Origin of the sequence: Carnobacterium sp., assembly GCF_040274945.1 — a bacterium.
Lineage (GTDB): Bacteria > Bacillota > Bacilli > Lactobacillales > Carnobacteriaceae > Carnobacterium_B.
The window spans coordinates 82,412-99,508 of sequence record NZ_JBEMAR010000011.1; the positions used below are offsets into that span (position 1 = coordinate 82,412).

The following is a 17,097-nucleotide window of genomic DNA, read 5'->3' on the forward strand; positions in this document are numbered from 1 at the left end:
AAAGTTTCAATGGATTTAAAAAAATATATTGCAGATGTCCCTGATTTTCCTGAAAAAGGAATTGTTTTTCGTGATATTTCTCCTTTAATGGCGGATGGAGAAGCTTACCGTTTTGCCACGAACGAAATTGTGAAATATGCAAAAGACAAAGGCGTTGAAATGATCGTTGGACCTGAAGCACGCGGCTTTATTGTTGGCTGCCCGGTAGCTTATGAAATGGGCATTGGCTTCGCTCCTGCACGTAAAAAAGGGAAGTTACCTCGTGAAACGATTGAAGTTACGTATGGTTTAGAATACGGAAAAGATACCTTGCAGATCCATCAAGATGCCATCAAACCTGGACAAAAAGTTCTTGTTTGTGATGATTTATTAGCTACTGGTGGAACGATTGCTGCAACAATCGAATTGATTGAAAAACTTGGTGGAATAGTTGTTGGAACTGCTTTTCTAGTTGAATTAAAAGACTTAAATGGTCGTGACAAAATTAAAGGATACGATATTTTAGCTTTAATGGAGTATTAATACCATTTAGCAAAAAAGGAGAGTGGTACAAAAAGCGTTTAGGCCCGAATCATTGGAACGAATAAGCGCAGTATGGTCATCGACCATCGAGCATTATTCGTGAAATGGACGTCGGGTCTGCTTTTTGGAGCACGTTTTAGAATAGATATTCGTATATAGAGAAGAGGCTGGGATTTTTGTTCCAGCCTTTTTTTGTGCTATTTTTTTGTAAAAGATGACATTTTCCTTTAATTGCGGAAATTACTTAAAGAGTATGAGCGTTTTGCAATGGAAAAGGAGAGTGTGACATGCAAACAACAAGTCTAAATCAGATGCTATTTCATTTAACTTTATGTAAAGGGATTGGTGCAACGAGCCGCATTCGTATGCTCTCAGCCTTAATAGATAACCCTTATTTAACCGCTTATGAACTAGCTAGTTGTGCCCAACTAAATTCAACAAATACAAGATTATTTATAGATAGTTTTGACGCTGTTGATTTAGAGAAAAGTTTGGATGAGTACGATAATAAACAGATCAAATGGATTTCTATTTTGGATAAAACGTATCCTGAATACTTAAAGCACATCTATAATCCACCGGCATTGTTATTCTATCAAGGAGATCTTTCGTTGCTCAATCATCAATTACTTGCCATCGTTGGATCTCGTTTGACTAGTTCTTATGGCGAAAAAGCCTTAACCCTTTTATTGCCTGAATTGATTAGTCATGAGATCATAACGGTAAGTGGATTAGCTAAAGGAATTGATAAAGCAGTTCACCAGAAAACCATTGAACTAGGCGGACGGACGATTGGCATCATAGGGACGGGATTAGATCACTACTACCCCTTTGAAAATGAATCGTTACAAAGTGAAATCGCTAGGAATCATTTACTAATCTCTGAATACCCAATAGGCACTAAGCCGTTGAAACACCATTTTCCGATGCGCAACCGAATTATTGCGGGTCTTTCGTTAGGGACATTGGTCATTGAAGCTAAGTATCGCAGTGGCAGTTTGATTACAGCTAATCTAGCCTTGCAAGAGGGGCGTGAAGTTTTTGCTGTACCTGGAGATATCACAAATCCTTATTCAGAAGGTACCAATGATCTAATCTTACATGGCGCAAAATGTGTCTTATCGCCACAGCATATTTTAGAAGAGCTAAATAGATAAAAAACGCTTCAAAAAAACAGTCAAACTGTTTTTTTGAAGTTTTTTTTAATACTAAGAGTAAAAGGGTGAAAGGATAAAAAAGGAAAGGTTTTCAAAGGGAGAAAACTGTTTTTTTCTTCTATTATATGCTATCTATTTTCACAAATGTAAATAAGGATGGTTGACAAAGTACCTAAAGATAGCATAAGATGATTAACGATTTCAATTATAGATTAGAGAACGACTGAATTAGTAAAAAAACACGCTCATTTGAGAGGAGCATTTCATTGGCATATAAATACCTGGTGATTGTAGAATCACCTGCTAAAGCAAAAACAATTGAAAAATATTTAGGTCGAAATTATAAAGTTGTTGCTAGTTTAGGACACATCCGTGACCTTCCTAAAAGTCGTATGGCCGTCGACGTTGAAAACAATTACCAACCTGAGTATATTTCTATACGAGGCAAAGGTCCTTTAATCAAGGAATTAAAAAAATACGCAAAAAAAGCTGAAAAAGTTTTTCTCGCAGCTGACCCGGATAGAGAAGGGGAAGCAATTGCCTGGCATCTAAGCTTTTTATTAGGACTTGATGTAACAGACAAAAATCGTGTGGTTTTTAACGAAATTACAAAGGACGCTGTAAAAAATGCCTTCAAAGAACCACGTTCCATTAATATGGATTTGGTAAATTCACAACAAGCTCGAAGAATACTAGACCGACTTGTTGGATATACCATCAGTCCAATTTTGTGGAAAAAAGTTAAAAAAGGCTTAAGTGCAGGAAGAGTACAATCTGTAGCATTGAAGCTGATTTGTGAGCGAGAAGATGAAATCAATCGATTTGAACCGGAAGAGTATTGGTCGATCGGTGCTAATTTCAAAAAAGATAAGAAAAAATTCAAAGCTAATTTTTATGGTTTAAAAGGAAAAAAACAAGCTTTAGGTAATGCTGAAGATGTCCAAAAAATTATTAAAGAACTAGATGGCGATCAGTTCGAAGTCATGTCTGTTACGAAAAAAGAACGGTTAAGAAATCCGGCGCTTCCATTTAAGACAAGTAGTCTACAACAAGAAGCCGCAAGAAAATTAAATTTTAGAACACGTAAAACGATGATGGTTGCCCAACAACTTTATGAAGGGATTTCGTTAGGTCGTGGCGGGGCTGTTGGTTTGATCACGTATATGCGTACGGATTCCACTAGGATCGCTCTTTCGGCTAAAAATGAAGCCGCGGAATACATCATCAAAGAATTTGGACCAGAATACGCAGCGTCTAAACCTCGAATAGGGAAAAAAGCTGAAGGCGACCAAGATGCCCATGAAGGGATTCGTCCTTCCAGTGTATTACGGACACCAAAAGAAGTTGAAAAATATCTGACAAAAGACCAGTATAAATTATACAATCTGATCTGGTCACGATTAGTAGCTAGTCAAATGACTCCTGCTGTATTCGATACTATGAAGGTCGATATTGCTCAAAAAGATATTTATTTTAGAGCAAATGGGTCTAAAGTGAAATTTCCTGGTTATCAAAAAGTCTATATTGAAGGCAACGATGAAGGTAAAGAAGAAAAAGAAAACTTGCTACCCGAGATGGAAAAAGGCGATAAAGTTAAGTCAATCGATATCGAACCAAAACAACATTTCACTCAACCACCTGCTCGTTTCTCTGAATCGACATTGATTCGTGTGCTGGAAGATAACGGTGTAGGTCGTCCTTCTACGTATGCTCCAACATTGGAAACTATTCAACGCAGGTATTATGTTAAGCTCCAAAGTAAACGTTTTGAAGTAACTGAACTTGGTGCAATTGTAAATGGACTCATCAATGAATTTTTCCCTCAAATCGTGGATGTTCACTTTACTGCAGATATGGAAAAAGATCTGGATGAAGTCGAAGAAGGCAATAAAGAATGGGAAAAAGTTATCGATCAATTCTATCAACCGTTTGCTATAGAAGTCGAAAAAGCAGAAGAGAACATGGAAAAAGTTCAGATCAAAGATGAACCGGCTGGATTTGACTGTGAGCTTTGCGGACATCCTATGGTGATTAAGTTGGGTCGTTATGGAAAATTCTATGCGTGCAGCAATTTTCCTGATTGCCGAAACACCAAACCGATTGTAAAAGAAATTGGTGTTGCTTGCCCAGTATGTGGTGAAGGACATGTAATTGAACGAAAATCGAAGAAAAATCGTATTTTTTATGGTTGCGACCGTTACCCAACATGTGAATTCGTCTCATGGGATAAACCAGTTGGACGCAACTGTCCGAAATGTGAACATTATTTAGTAGAGAAAAAAGCAAAAGGCAGCAAACAGGTTATCTGTAGCAATTGTGATTATAAAGAAGAAGTCCAAAAATAATACGGCTAACTAAAATAAATACTAGTTAAGTTTGAGTAGAAATGACTCTCGCTTAACTAGTATTTTTGCATATAAGTCAAGATTCCTTTCTGAATTCTTCCGTATTTAATGACATTTGTTTTAGAATAGCTGAATTGTTTTAAAATTCAATTAATTTAAATCTTAATCGATTGTAATCTAAATATTTGTATGATAAAGTAGCTTTGTTGTAGGAGTGGAGGGATTATTCTTGGTAGATCAAACGATTAAAGAGACTTTTTTGCAGTATTTGATTACTGAAAGACACTATTCTGAGCTGACTAAAAAAGCGTATCAAGAAGATATCACTCATTTTGAATTATTTTTAAATCAAACTGGGGATACAGATTTTAATAGCGTCACTCTTCAAGATGTCCGTATCTATTTAGGTGAATTAAATGAACAAGGGCTAAGTCGAAATAGTATTTCAAGAAAAATTTCGAGCTTACGCGCATTTTATCAATTCTTATTAAAAAATCAGTTGGTTAAAGACAATCCGTTCTCTTATGTCCATCTCAAAAAGAAAACGCTTCGTTTACCTAAGTTTTTTTATGAAAAAGAAATGGATGCTTTATTTGAAGCAGTAAAAGGTGAAGGGCCACTAGATTTTCGCAATGAAGCTATACTAGAGGTGCTATATGGTACGGGTATACGAGTGAGCGAATGTAGCGGCATTAAATTGAAAGACATTGATTTTGAATTAAGTGTTTTATTGATTCGTGGTAAAGGGAATAAAGAGCGCTATGTTCCGTTTGGCCATTATGCCGCTGTTGCTATCCGCGATTATATGGAAAAAAGTCGTACCCCTTTAATGACAAAACACAAACGAATCCATGATTTTTTATTTGTTAATCATCATGGTGATCCAATAACAGCCACTGGTATCGAATACGTTTTAAACCAAGTCATTAAAAAAAGCAGCTTAACATCTGATATCCATCCGCATATGTTGCGTCATTCCTTTGCGACTCATTTACTGAATAATGGGGCTGACATGCGGACTGTGCAAGAACTATTGGGCCATGCGAGTTTATCTTCAACTCAGATATATGCTCATGTGACTAAAGATCTTTTACAAAAAAATTATCGCCAATTTCATCCAAGAGCCTAAGTTTGGATAATTGACTGGAGGAAAAAACAATGACAGAATTTCATGCAACAACTATTTTTGCTATTCAGCATGATGGAAAATGTGCCATGGCCGGAGATGGGCAAGTAACGATGGGTGAACAAGTCATCATGAAAGGCACTGCTCGAAAAGTTCGACGCATTTACAATGATGAAGTGTTGGTCGGGTTTGCTGGAAGTGTGGCAGATGCCTTTACTCTAGAAGAGAAATTTGAAGCTAAATTACATGAATACAAAGGAAATCTAACTCGTGCAGCTGTAGAATTAGCTCAAGAATGGCGTTCGGATCGTGCCATGCAAAAACTTGAAGCATTGCTGATCGTAATGAACAAAGAAGAGATGTTGATGGTATCGGGTGGCGGGGAAGTTATCCAACCAGATGATGGGATATTAGCCATCGGTTCGGGTGGAAACTTTGCTCTAGCTGCTGGACGAGCGTTAAAAAAACTTGGGAAAGATCTAACTGCAGCTCAAATTGCTCAAGAAAGCTTAACAACTGCTGCAGACATCTGTGTATTTACAAATCACAATATTATTGTTGAAGAACTATAAGGAGTGAACTAAATGATGACTAAAGAAGACATGACTCCAAGAGAGATCGTTGCTGAGTTAGATAAATACATTATTGGACAAACAATGGCTAAAAAGTCAGTTGCTGTCGCCCTACGCAACCGACAAAGACGTTTAAAATTAAATGAAGATATGCAAAAAGAAATCACGCCTAAAAATTTATTAATGATTGGTGCAACAGGGGTTGGTAAAACAGAGATTGCGCGACGTTTAGCTACCATTGTTCAAGCGCCCTTTGTAAAAGTGGAAGCTACTAAATTCACAGAAGTTGGATACATTGGACGAGATGTTGAATCCATGGTGCGTGATTTAGTAGAAGCGTCGATTCAAATTGTAGAAAAACAACAGTACTCACAAGTTTTTTCTCGAGCAGAAAAAAATGCCATTGAGCGTATCGTAAAACTATTGATACCAGGAATCAAAAAAGAAAAACGCCAAAATACGAGTAGCAACCCTTTTGAATCGATGTTTAAAACCATGGGTGTAGATCCTAATCAATTAGCCCCACAAGCTGAAGAAGAGGAAGAAGAAGTAACAGAAGCCATTTCAACAGACCGTGAAAAAATGAAACAACAAATTCGTCATGGCCTTTTAGATGAAAGAGAACTGACGATACAAGTAGAAAGTCAAAAAAAATCAATGAACTCTCCTATGGGTGCCGGATTGGAACAAATGGGTATTGATTTAAATGAAACATTAGGTGCATTACGTCCGAAGTCTAAAGTTAAACGGACGGTTACTGTAAAGAAAGCCATTGAATTGTTTACCCAAGAAGAATCAGCTAAATTAGTCAATCAAGAAGACATCCAGTCAATGGCTGTAGATCTGGCTCAAAATGCTGGTATTATCTTCATAGACGAGTTTGATAAAATCACTTCTAAAAATGAAAATAGTGGAACTGTCTCTCGAGAAGGTGTCCAACGAGACATATTGCCAATCGTTGAGGGGTCACAAGTTAGCACAAAATATGGTCCGATTCAAACAGACCATATCCTATTTATTGCTTCTGGAGCATTTCATGTTTCTAAACCAAGTGACTTGATTCCAGAATTGCAAGGAAGATTTCCTATTCGTGTAGAGTTGGATGACCTCACCAAAGAAGATTTTGTTAAGATTCTAACAGAACCAAATAATGCGTTACTCAAACAATATATTGCGATGTTAGGGACTGAAAATGTCAATATCACATTTACGTATGAATCGATTGAACGGTTAGCTGCAATTGCTTATCAAGTAAATCATGAAACGGATAATATCGGAGCCAGACGTTTGCATACGATTTTAGAAAAATTACTAGAAGATTTATTATTTGAAGCACCCGATATGCAAATGGGAGACATTACCATTACTGAAAATTATGTCAATGAAAAAATCGAACACATTGTAGAAGACAAAGATTTAAGTCGCTACATTTTATAAAAAGAATGGTGGAGGCTTCTCATGAATGATTTACTGCAAAAAATGCGAAAAATTAATTATTTGTTACAAACAAAAGGTGGCGTAGTAAAGACGGATTCTTCAACAGATGGAGAATTAGCTTTCACTGATATGGCGATTGTATTAGGCGATATTCTTAATGCAAACACCTATTTGATTGATGACGCTGGAAATTTACTCGGCTATCATGAAAAACATGAAATCAATAACGAACGTGTGAAACAAATGTTAGTGGATGAAAAGTTCCCCGAAAAATACACACGCAGTATGTTGGAAATTTATGAAACAAGAGCCAATATTGATATTGAAAGTGACTATACCGTCTTTCCGATTGAAACAAGAGATATGTTTGTAGAGGGCTTGACGACAGTCATACCTGTATTTGTAGCAGGTCAGCGATTAGGGACACTTTTACTCGCGCGCTTGCAGCCAGTGTTTGATGACACTGATTTAATCTTAGGGGAACATGCAGCAACGGTTGTTGGAATAGAGATTTTGTTTAAGAAGTCTACTCAAATCGCTGAATCTGCTCGTAATACGGCAACTGTACAGATGGCGATCAAGACGCTGTCTTATAGTGAACTAAAGGCTATCAAGGCTATTTTTGAAGAATTAGACGGTACTGAAGGTCGCATAACCGCTTCTAATGTAGCAGATAAAGTTGGCATCACCCGTTCGGTCATTGTTAATGCCTTACGTAAGTTAGAATCTGGCGGCATTATTGAATCCAGATCATTAGGAATGAAAGGCACCTATATTAAAGTACAGAACGAAAAATTTATTGATGCATTGGAGAAAGAATCGATTTATTAATGAATTTTTATAGTATACTAAGTAATCCTTTAACTTATCATTAGTAAAGGATTGCTTTTTTACATCCGTATATTTTGGTAAAGATAGAGAATGAGTTGCAAATGAGGAGGCAAACAAAAATGATCACATTAAAGAACGATCTGTTAACGGTATCTATTTCTACAAAGGGTGCTGAACTTCAAAGTATCAAACGTACGGATGAAGGATTAGAATACTTATGGCAAGGAGACCCAGCTTTTTGGGGCAGAAAAGCGCCTGTTTTATTTCCAGTTGTAGGGCGTTTAAAAAATGATGAATACCGGTACAATGGAAAAACATATGCCTTGAATCAACACGGGTTTGCAAGAGATAGTGACTTTCAAGTAGAAGAACAAACAGAGACAACGGTGCGGTTAACGACCACTTCTTCATTGCAGACAAAAGAACACTATCCATTTGATTTTCAATTATCGTTAACGTATACCCTAGAGAAAAACACGGTTAACGTCAGCTATTTTGTAAAAAACACACACGAATCTGAAGTGATGTATTTTTCTATTGGAGGTCACCCTGGATTCAATGTTCCACTGACTAGTGATACCACGTTTGAAGATTATTATTTAACGTTTTTACCTAGACGATCTCGTCGCCAAATTCCATTAGTCGGTCCATACTTAGATTTAGAAAGTACCACGTTAGCTCAAACCAATACAGAGATCGATTTAAAAAGAGCCTTATTTGATAATGATGCTCTGATCTATGAAACCAAAGGAAAAAATATTTTTTCAATTAACTCTGAAAAAACAACTCATTCCGTATCAATCGCTTTTGAAGGCTTTCCCTATACAGGTATCTGGTCTCCTCCTAAAAAAGAAGCTCCTTTTGTTTGTATCGAGCCTTGGTATGGTCTTGCAGATTCAAGTGAATTTACAGGTGAGTTGAAAGACAAACTTGGTATACAACAACTAGAGGGTTCAGAATCATTTTCTGCTAACTATACAATCTCTCTAACTTAAATACAGACAAAAAGGAACTGAGACATGATGTCCCAGTTCCTTTGATGTTACGTTCTATTAAAAAGAATCTTTCTCATCTTTTTTATACCCTAAACCAAATGGAACTTTACTTTCTGTACCGTTCCGAATACGTTTAATATTTTCTCGATGTCTATAAATAATAAAGAGGGTTAAGATAAATGCAATGGTTGTTAAAATCCAATCCCCTATAATTAAACTCGAAAGGGTAATAAGTGGTAATGAGATCATACTTGACAGACTTACCATTCTAGTTAAGAATAATAAGACTAAGAATAGACAGACACTATAAATAAAGAATGGCGGGTTGTAGGCTAACAAAACACCTGCACTTGTGGCGACCGCCTTGCCACCTTTAAATTGAGCAAATATGGGGTACGTATGACCGAGGATAGCTCCTAAACCGATCACCATTGGGTTGATTGGCACATGAAAAAATAAAGGCAAACAAGCAGCCAGTGTTCCTTTTAATACATCAGCTAACAATACGACCGTTCCAGCAGTTTTCCCTAGCACTCTAAATGTATTCGTTGTTCCAGAGTTTCCACTGCCAAACTGACGAATATCTTTTCCGTAAATCTTTTTCCCGACCCAAACACCTGAAGGGATCGAACCTAATAGATAAGCAATAATAAACATGAGTATGATTTTAATCAACAAATTTCTCTCCTTGAATTGCAGTATACATAGTTAGAATAACGTATTCATCATTTTACCATTTATCGTATTAGAAGGCTAGGTAAAAACCGTTTTATTCACAAAGCCCATCGAAAGCTAATTAAGAATCATTTCTCTCTTAGCTTGCAATTCAAAAAAATAAATTGTTTAATGAGAAGAGAAATCTTCTTATTTCAAGGCGAACATATTTTCGGTTTTTATAAAAAAAACTACTGTTTAGTGCTTTCTATTCCTTAAAATATAGAGTATGATTAAAAAGGTGCTTCACTAAAATGAAGCAGTTGATTGATGCTAGCATGGGTTAACCCTGCTGGAGAAATAAAAAGAGACTAGAGAAAACTTTAAGATAAAGCAAGAAACTACTTGTGTTCAGTTAAAATAATGCCCGTTGTTTTGTTGAACAGATAAGTAGGAATCACTTTATGTTTAAAGCCTTAAGGAGTTTTAGTATGCCAAAAGAGTTAAATAAAGATTATAATGATGATTCAATCCAAGTATTAGAAGGATTAGAAGCAGTACGAAAAAGACCAGGTATGTATATCGGTTCTACGGATGCACGTGGGTTGCACCATTTAGTTTACGAAATAGTGGATAATTCAGTTGATGAAGCGTTATCCGGTTTTGGAACTGAGATAGATGTCACGTTGCACAAAGACAATAGCATCAGTGTCAAAGACAATGGACGCGGTATGCCAATTGGAATGCATTCATCTGGAATCCCTACTGTCCAAGTTATTTTCACAGTATTGCATGCAGGAGGTAAATTTGGCCAGGGTGGCTATAAGACTTCAGGAGGTCTGCATGGTGTGGGCGCAAGCGTGGTTAACGCATTGTCTGAATGGCTTACCGTTACCATCATTCGTGAAGGTGTCCATTACCAACAAAAATTTATTGAGGGTGGAAAACCCAAAGGATCGCTAAAGAAAATTAAAACCACTAATGAAAAAAATGGAACCATTGTCCATTTCAAACCTGATCCTACGATTTTTACCACAACGAACTTATCGTACGATGTGTTGGCAGAACGATTACGAGAATCAGCTTTCTTATTAAAAGGTTTGCGTATAACTTTAACCGATGAACGAAACGAACAAGCAGAAGTTTTTTATTACGAAGAAGGGATTAAAGAATTTGTCAGTTATTTGAATGAAGACAAAGACAATTTGACACCCGTAGCCTATTTTGAAGGTGAAAATAACGAGATTGAAGTTGAATTTTCTTTTCAATACAATGACGGCTATTCTGAAACGATTTTATCTTTTGTTAACAACGTACGGACGAAAGATGGTGGTACCCATGAAGCGGGTATGAAGACAGCCATCACGAAGACGTTTAATGAATACGCGCGCAAAGTTAATTTACTGAAAGAAAAAGATAAAAACTTAGAAGGTACAGACTTTAGAGAAGGTCTAGCAGCCGTTATTTCTATTCGTATACCAGAGAATCTTTTGCAATTTGAAGGTCAAACGAAAAGCAAATTAGGTACTCCACAAGCTAGATCAGCTGTAGAGACAGTTGTCAGTGATCAATTAAACTTTTATTTGATTGAAAATGGCGATCTTAGCCAACAATTGATCCGTAAGGCCTTAAAAGCAAGAGAAGCACGTGACGCGGCTAGAAAAGCGCGTGAAGAAAGTCGTAATGGCAAGAAGCGCAAAAAAAATGATACCCTTTTGTCTGGTAAATTAACACCGGCTCAAAGTAAAAATGCTAAACGGAATGAATTGTACTTGGTAGAGGGAGATTCAGCTGGTGGTTCGGCTAAACAAGGCCGAGACCGTAAATTTCAAGCCATCTTGCCTCTTCGTGGAAAAGTCATCAACACGGAAAAAGCTAAATTACAAGATGTGATGAAAAACGAAGAAATTAGCACTATGATCTATACGATCGGTGCAGGTGTAGGTCCAGAATTTGATATTGCAGACTGCAACTACGATAAAATCATCATCATGACCGATGCGGATACCGATGGAGCGCATATTCAAACACTGTTGCTAACTTTCTTTTATCGTTACATGAAACCACTTTTTGAAGCAGGAAAAGTTTATTTAGCTTTACCACCGTTATATAAACTATCTAGAGGTATTGGCAAAAAAGAAAAGATTGCTTATGCATGGACAGATGACGAATTGGTTCAAGTCACAAAAGACTTTGGCAAAAATTATATTTTGCAACGCTACAAAGGGCTGGGTGAAATGAATGCAGACCAACTATGGGATACAACGATGAACCCAGATACGCGCACATTGATTCGAGTGAAAATCGATGATGCTGCTCAAGCTGAAAAACGCGTCTCTGTCTTAATGGGAGATAAAGTAGAACCTAGACGTAAATGGATTGAATCTCATGTAGAGTTTACGTTCGAAGAAGGCGGCAGTATTTTAGAAAACAGTCAAATTATGGATCAAATTGAAACAGTAGATGAAGGAAGTGTCGAAGATGGAGAATAGAGCGGATATTCAGGAGTTGACCCTGGAAGAAGTAATGGGAGATCGTTTTGGACGCTATTCAAAATATATTATTCAAGAACGAGCTTTACCAGATATTCGGGATGGTTTAAAACCGGTTCAACGCCGAATTTTATATGCAATGAACGTAGAGGGCAATACGGCAGACAAAGGTTTTAGAAAGTCTGCCAAGACAGTCGGAAATGTAATCGGGAATTATCACCCACATGGGGACAGCAGTGTCTATGAGGCGATGGTCCGATTAAGTCAAGATTGGAAACAACGAGAAGTCTTGATTGAAATGCATGGGAACAACGGGAGTATGGATGGAGATCCACCGGCAGCTATGCGGTATACGGAAGCACGTCTATCAAAAATATCTGCTGAACTAGTTAGAGATATTGATAAGGAAACCGTTGATTTTGTTCTAAACTTTGATGATACAGATGAAGAACCAACGGTATTTCCAGCTAGTTACCCTAATTTACTTGTAAATGGGGCTACAGGAATCTCTGCTGGTTACGCAACAGATATCCCTCCTCATAATTTAGGAGAGGTGATTGATGCGACGATTCACCTAATTGACCATCCAAATGCATCTGTAACAGATTTAATGCAGCACATTAAAGGACCTGATTTTCCAACTGGAGCTATTCTACAAGGTGTAGCTGGAATAAAACAAGCTTATGAAACTGGAAAAGGAAAGATTATTGTCCGTTCTAAAACCCGAATCGAAGAAGTTAGAGGCGGCAAAGAACAAATCGTAATCAATGAAATTCCATATGAAGTAAATAAAGCTGTTTTAGTTCGTAAAATGGATGAAATTCGGTTGAATAAAAAAGTTGACGGTATTGCTGAAGTACGTGATGAATCCGATCGTAACGGACTTCAAATTGTGGTTGAATTAAAAAAAGAAGCTAATGCAAATGGGATTTTAAACTATTTATTGAAAAATACTGATTTACAAGTTGCTTACAATTTTAATATGGTTGCAATTGATAAACAAAGACCTAAACAATCTGGAATCAATAGAATGCTTGAGGCTTATTTAGAACATAAACGAGAAGTGCTTACTAGAAGAACAAATTACAATCTTCGTAAAGCTGAAAGTAGACAACACATCGTTTCTGGTCTCATTAAAGCTTTATCTATTCTAGATCAAGTCATAGATGCTATTCGTAGCAGTAAAGATAAGAAAAATGCAAAAGAAAATCTGATTGAACGTTTTGATTTTACCGAAATTCAAGCTGAAGCTATTGTTTCTTTGCAACTGTATCGATTAACAAATACGGATATTACAGCATTAGAAAATGAGGCTGCTTCTTTAGATAAAGCTATCGCATCTTATAACAAAATCTTATCAAGTTCTAAAGAACTAGATAAAGTGATGAAAAAAGAATTAGCCGAAGTGAAGAAAAATTACGCTTCACCTCGACTGACCATTATCCAGGATCAAATCGAAGAATTGAAAATTGATACTGAAGTTCTAATTGCATCTGAAGAAGTTATGGTTTCTGTCACAAAAGAAGGATACATTAAGAGAACCAGTCTGCGTTCATACGGTGCTTCTAAACCTAATGAGATGGGAATAAAAGAAGGCGATTATCCACTCTACATTCAACAGCTGAATACATTGAATCATCTTTTGCTATTTACCAGCAAAGGGAATATCATTTACCGTCCAGTTAATGAAATTTCTGATTTGAAATGGAAAGATATGGGAGAGCATTTATCACAAAATATTGCTTTTTCTGCCGATGAAACAGTTGTGAAAGTTTTTGGCATTACGCAGCAACTACCTCAAGCAACATTTACCTTTATTACTAAAGAAGGGTACATTAAGCAAACGGCTGTTTCAGAGTACGTTATTGGACGTAACTATAAAAATAAATCATTTTCAGCAATAAAACTTAAAACAAGTACGGATGAACTGATAAACATTATTTATACAGAAAACCCATTGTTAAAAGATGTCTTCTTAGTCACTCATAGAGGATTTGGCTTGCGTTATTCTTTAGAAGAAGTTCCGGTTGTCGGTTCAAAAGCGGCAGGTGTAAAATCAATTAACCTTAAAGAAGGCGACTACGTTATAAATGGTGTTTTAATAGATGTTGAAGCCGCTAAAAAAGAATTAATGATTTTAACGCATCGTGGATCGATTAAAAAAATGAACATTCTTGATTTTGAATCATTAGGAAGAGCTAAACGAGGGTTATTACTCTTAAGAGAATTAAAGAAAAATCCTCATCGTGTAGCTTTTGCTTTTGAAGCAACTAAAGAAGACCATTTTGTTATCCTAACTTCGAAAGGGAAAGAAATTTCTCTATCTAGTGCGTCCTACGCTATGAGCGATCGTTATTCAAACGGATCATTTATCTTGGATGAAGTGGCAGATGGAACACCTATTGAGATCAAAAAGGATTTATTAACTAAAGAGACAAAATAGAAAGAAGATGTAGCTTAACAGCTACATCTTTTTTTGTCTGTTTTATAATTAGTATTACAGTTCATGTTTTTGTGAAAAATCGCACGAAAATACACAGATAATAAAAGAAACAAAATTCGGGTTAATCCCTTTAAGATAATGTTTATTAAACGTTAAATATTATTTTAGTAACTAAAATTAATTGATTTGTTTTTATTTCGTGTTATAATGAGCATGAAGAATCTGTTAGATTGGTTCAACGGATAAAAAGGAGGAAGTTTGATTATGGAACAATGGAAGGGCTTTAAAGGAAGAGTGTGGCAAGAAGAAATCAATGTACGTGACTTTATTCAACAGAATTATAAACCTTATGATGGGACAGATGAATTTTTAGAAGGTCCTACAGAGGCTACTGAATTATTATGGAAACAAGTAATGGAGTTGAACACTAAAGAACGTGATGCAGGCGGAGTATTAGATATGGATACTAAAGTTGTTTCCTCTATCACTTCTCATGAAGCCGGTTACTTAAATAAAGAACTAGAACGCATTACAGGATTCCAAACCGATAAACCTTTTAAACGTGGACTACAACCATTTGGTGGTATCCGAATGAGTGAACTAGCAGCAGAATCATATGGGTATGAAATCGATCCGGAAGTTTCGCATATTTTTAGAGATTACCGTAAAACACATAATCAAGGGGTATTCGATGCTTACACACCTGAAATTCGTGCTGCAAGACGTAGTGGTGTAATTACCGGTTTACCAGATGCTTACGGGCGTGGACGTATCATTGGTGACTATAGACGTGTTGCTTTGTATGGTGTTGATCGTTTGATTGAAGAAAAGAAAAAAGATTTAGCTAATAAAGGTTACGGGACTATGAGTGAGGACATCATACGCGATCGTGAAGAATTAAATGAACAAATCCGTGCTTTAAATGAACTGAATGAGTTAGGAAGGATTTACGGATTTGATATTTCAAAACCAGCTCAAACGACACAAGAAGCCTTCCAGTGGTTGTATCTTGGTTATTTAGCTGCTGTAAAAGAACAAAATGGAGCTGCAATGTCTCTGGGACGCACATCTACATTTTTGGATATTTACATTGAACGTGATCTAGCACAAGGTATTCTTACTGAAGTTGAAGCACAAGAGATCACAGATCATTTTATTATGAAATTACGTTTAGTAAAATTTGCACGTACTCCAGAATACAATGATTTGTTCTCAGGTGATCCTACATGGGTAACAGAAGCCATTGCTGGTGTAGGTGACGATGGAAGACATCTAGTAACAAAAAACAGTTACCGTTTCTTACACACACTCTCTAACTTAGGTCCTGCTCCAGAACCAAACTTAACAGTACTATGGTCTACAAGACTTCCTGAGAACTTTAAAAAGTTTTGTGCAAAAGCTTCTATTGCGTCAAGTGCGATCCAATATGAAAATGATGACATCATGCGCTTAGAGTGGGGTGATGATTATGGAATTGCTTGTTGTGTTTCGGCTATGCGTATTGGGAAACAAATGCAGTTCTTCGGAGCACGTGCTAATTTAGCTAAAACGCTCTTATATGCAATCAATGGTGGGGTAGATGAAAAAACAAAAGATCAAGTTGCTCCAAAATACCAATCCATCACTTCAGAGTACTTAGACTATGACGAAGTAATGGAGAAATACGATGTATTATTAGAATGGATTGCTGGATTGTATTTAAATACTTTAAATATCATTCACTTTATGCATGATAAATATTCATATGAACGCATTGAAATGGCGTTACATGATAGTGATATTATGAGAACAATGGCCACAGGTATTGCAGGATTTTCCGTAGCAGTCGACTCATTATCTGCAATCAAACACGCAAAAGTAAAAACGATCCGTGATGAAAATGGTTTGGTAGTTGATTATGAAATCGAAGGAGATTACCCTAAATTCGGGAACAATGATGACCGTGTAGATGATATCGGAATTTGGTTGTTAAAAACATTTATGACAAAAGTTAAAAAACATCCAGCATACCGTAATGCTGTTCATACTACTTCAATTTTAACGATTACATCCAATGTAGTTTATGGTAAAAAAACAGGGAATACACCAGATGGACGTCGTTCTGGAGAACCATTTGCACCTGGTGCGAATCCAATGCATGGCAGAGATACACATGGAGCTTTAGCAAGTTTAACTTCTGTAGCTAAAATTCCTTATAAATACTCACTAGATGGTATTTCAAATACCTTCTCTATTATTCCTAAAGCTTTAGGAAAAGAAGACGACATTCAACAAGAAAACTTAGCAAGTCTATTAGATGGTTATGCTAAAAAAGGCGGACACCATTTAAATGTTAATGTCTTTAATCGCGAAACCTTAGTTGACGCGATGGATCATCCGGAAAATTATCCGCAATTAACTATCCGTGTATCAGGCTATGCCGTTAACTTTATTAAATTAACCCGTGAACAACAATTAGATGTCATTAATCGTACCATGCACGATAGCATGTAACGTTTAAAAATGATAAAAGGAGTCATCGAC

The 17,097-nt window shown here is 36.6% G+C and carries 12 protein-coding genes; 11 read left to right on the forward strand and 1 reads right to left on the reverse strand.

What is annotated here, in order from left to right:
- Positions 1-9 precede the first annotated feature (9 nt).
- From ABS916_RS11725 to ABS916_RS11760, 8 genes are all read left to right on the forward strand, one after another.
- Positions 10-522, forward strand: coding sequence for an adenine phosphoribosyltransferase (locus ABS916_RS11725; protein ID WP_350452069.1), 513 nt, complete (start codon positions 10-12; stop codon positions 520-522).
- A 287-nt stretch (positions 523-809) separates the two neighbouring features.
- Complete coding sequence (gene dprA, locus ABS916_RS11730) at positions 810-1,679, forward strand: DNA-processing protein DprA (protein WP_350452070.1); 870 nt, start codon at positions 810-812, stop codon at positions 1,677-1,679.
- 266 nt (positions 1,680-1,945) lie between these two features.
- The gene (topA, locus tag ABS916_RS11735) at positions 1,946-4,024 is read left to right on the forward strand and encodes a type I DNA topoisomerase (RefSeq protein WP_350452071.1); all 2,079 of its coding nucleotides are present in this window, start codon (positions 1,946-1,948) and stop codon (positions 4,022-4,024) included.
- A 229-nt stretch (positions 4,025-4,253) separates the two neighbouring features.
- Entirely contained in the window at positions 4,254-5,153 is a 900-nt protein-coding gene (gene xerC / locus ABS916_RS11740; RefSeq protein ID WP_350452072.1) for a tyrosine recombinase XerC, read from the forward strand.
- Positions 5,154-5,182: 29 nt separating this feature from the next.
- Positions 5,183-5,722: an ATP-dependent protease subunit HslV gene (gene hslV / locus ABS916_RS11745; protein ID WP_350452073.1), complete on the forward strand. Its 540-nt coding sequence runs from the start codon at positions 5,183-5,185 to the stop codon at positions 5,720-5,722.
- A 15-nt stretch (positions 5,723-5,737) separates the two neighbouring features.
- The gene (gene hslU / locus ABS916_RS11750) at positions 5,738-7,159 is read left to right on the forward strand and encodes an ATP-dependent protease ATPase subunit HslU (RefSeq protein ID WP_350452095.1); all 1,422 of its coding nucleotides are present in this window, start codon (positions 5,738-5,740) and stop codon (positions 7,157-7,159) included.
- Between the two features lie 21 nt (positions 7,160-7,180).
- Positions 7,181-7,990, forward strand: a complete 810-nt coding sequence (codY, locus tag ABS916_RS11755; protein ID WP_350452074.1) for a GTP-sensing pleiotropic transcriptional regulator CodY — start codon at positions 7,181-7,183, stop codon at positions 7,988-7,990.
- 119 nt (positions 7,991-8,109) lie between these two features.
- Entirely contained in the window at positions 8,110-8,985 is an 876-nt protein-coding gene (locus ABS916_RS11760) for an aldose 1-epimerase family protein (protein ID WP_350452075.1), read from the forward strand.
- A gap of 57 nt (positions 8,986-9,042) precedes the next feature.
- Here the strand turns inward: ABS916_RS11760 and plsY are convergent, their stop codons facing one another.
- The gene (gene plsY, locus ABS916_RS11765) at positions 9,043-9,657 is read right to left on the reverse strand and encodes a glycerol-3-phosphate 1-O-acyltransferase PlsY (RefSeq protein ID WP_350452096.1); all 615 of its coding nucleotides are present in this window, start codon (positions 9,655-9,657) and stop codon (positions 9,043-9,045) included.
- 473 nt (positions 9,658-10,130) lie between these two features.
- On the opposite strand from plsY, the gene parE reads away from it, so the two are divergent.
- From parE to pflB, 3 genes are all read left to right on the forward strand, one after another.
- A complete protein-coding gene (gene parE / locus ABS916_RS11770) occupies positions 10,131-12,131 on the forward strand; it encodes a DNA topoisomerase IV subunit B (protein ID WP_350452076.1) in 2,001 nt (666 codons plus the stop codon).
- Complete coding sequence (parC, locus tag ABS916_RS11775) at positions 12,121-14,574, forward strand: DNA topoisomerase IV subunit A (RefSeq protein WP_350452077.1); 2,454 nt, start codon at positions 12,121-12,123, stop codon at positions 14,572-14,574. The genes parE and parC overlap by 11 nt, the downstream gene beginning before the upstream one ends.
- Before the next feature lie 264 nt (positions 14,575-14,838).
- A complete protein-coding gene (gene pflB / locus ABS916_RS11780) occupies positions 14,839-17,067 on the forward strand; it encodes a formate C-acetyltransferase (protein WP_350452078.1) in 2,229 nt (742 codons plus the stop codon).
- Positions 17,068-17,097 lie beyond the last annotated feature (30 nt).

Coding starts and splice junctions, on each gene's coding strand:
- ABS916_RS11725 (WP_350452069.1), top strand. CDS start 10: ATGGATTTAAAAAAATATATTGCAGATGTCCCTGATTTTCCTGAAAAA.
- dprA (WP_350452070.1), top strand. CDS start 810: ATGCAAACAACAAGTCTAAATCAGATGCTATTTCATTTAACTTTATGT.
- hslV (WP_350452073.1), top strand. CDS start 5,183: ATGACAGAATTTCATGCAACAACTATTTTTGCTATTCAGCATGATGGA.
- hslU (WP_350452095.1), top strand. CDS start 5,738: ATGACTAAAGAAGACATGACTCCAAGAGAGATCGTTGCTGAGTTAGAT.
- codY (WP_350452074.1), top strand. CDS start 7,181: ATGAATGATTTACTGCAAAAAATGCGAAAAATTAATTATTTGTTACAA.
- ABS916_RS11760 (WP_350452075.1), top strand. CDS start 8,110: ATGATCACATTAAAGAACGATCTGTTAACGGTATCTATTTCTACAAAG.
- parE (WP_350452076.1), top strand. CDS start 10,131: ATGCCAAAAGAGTTAAATAAAGATTATAATGATGATTCAATCCAAGTA.
- parC (WP_350452077.1), top strand. CDS start 12,121: ATGGAGAATAGAGCGGATATTCAGGAGTTGACCCTGGAAGAAGTAATG.
- pflB (WP_350452078.1), top strand. CDS start 14,839: ATGGAACAATGGAAGGGCTTTAAAGGAAGAGTGTGGCAAGAAGAAATC.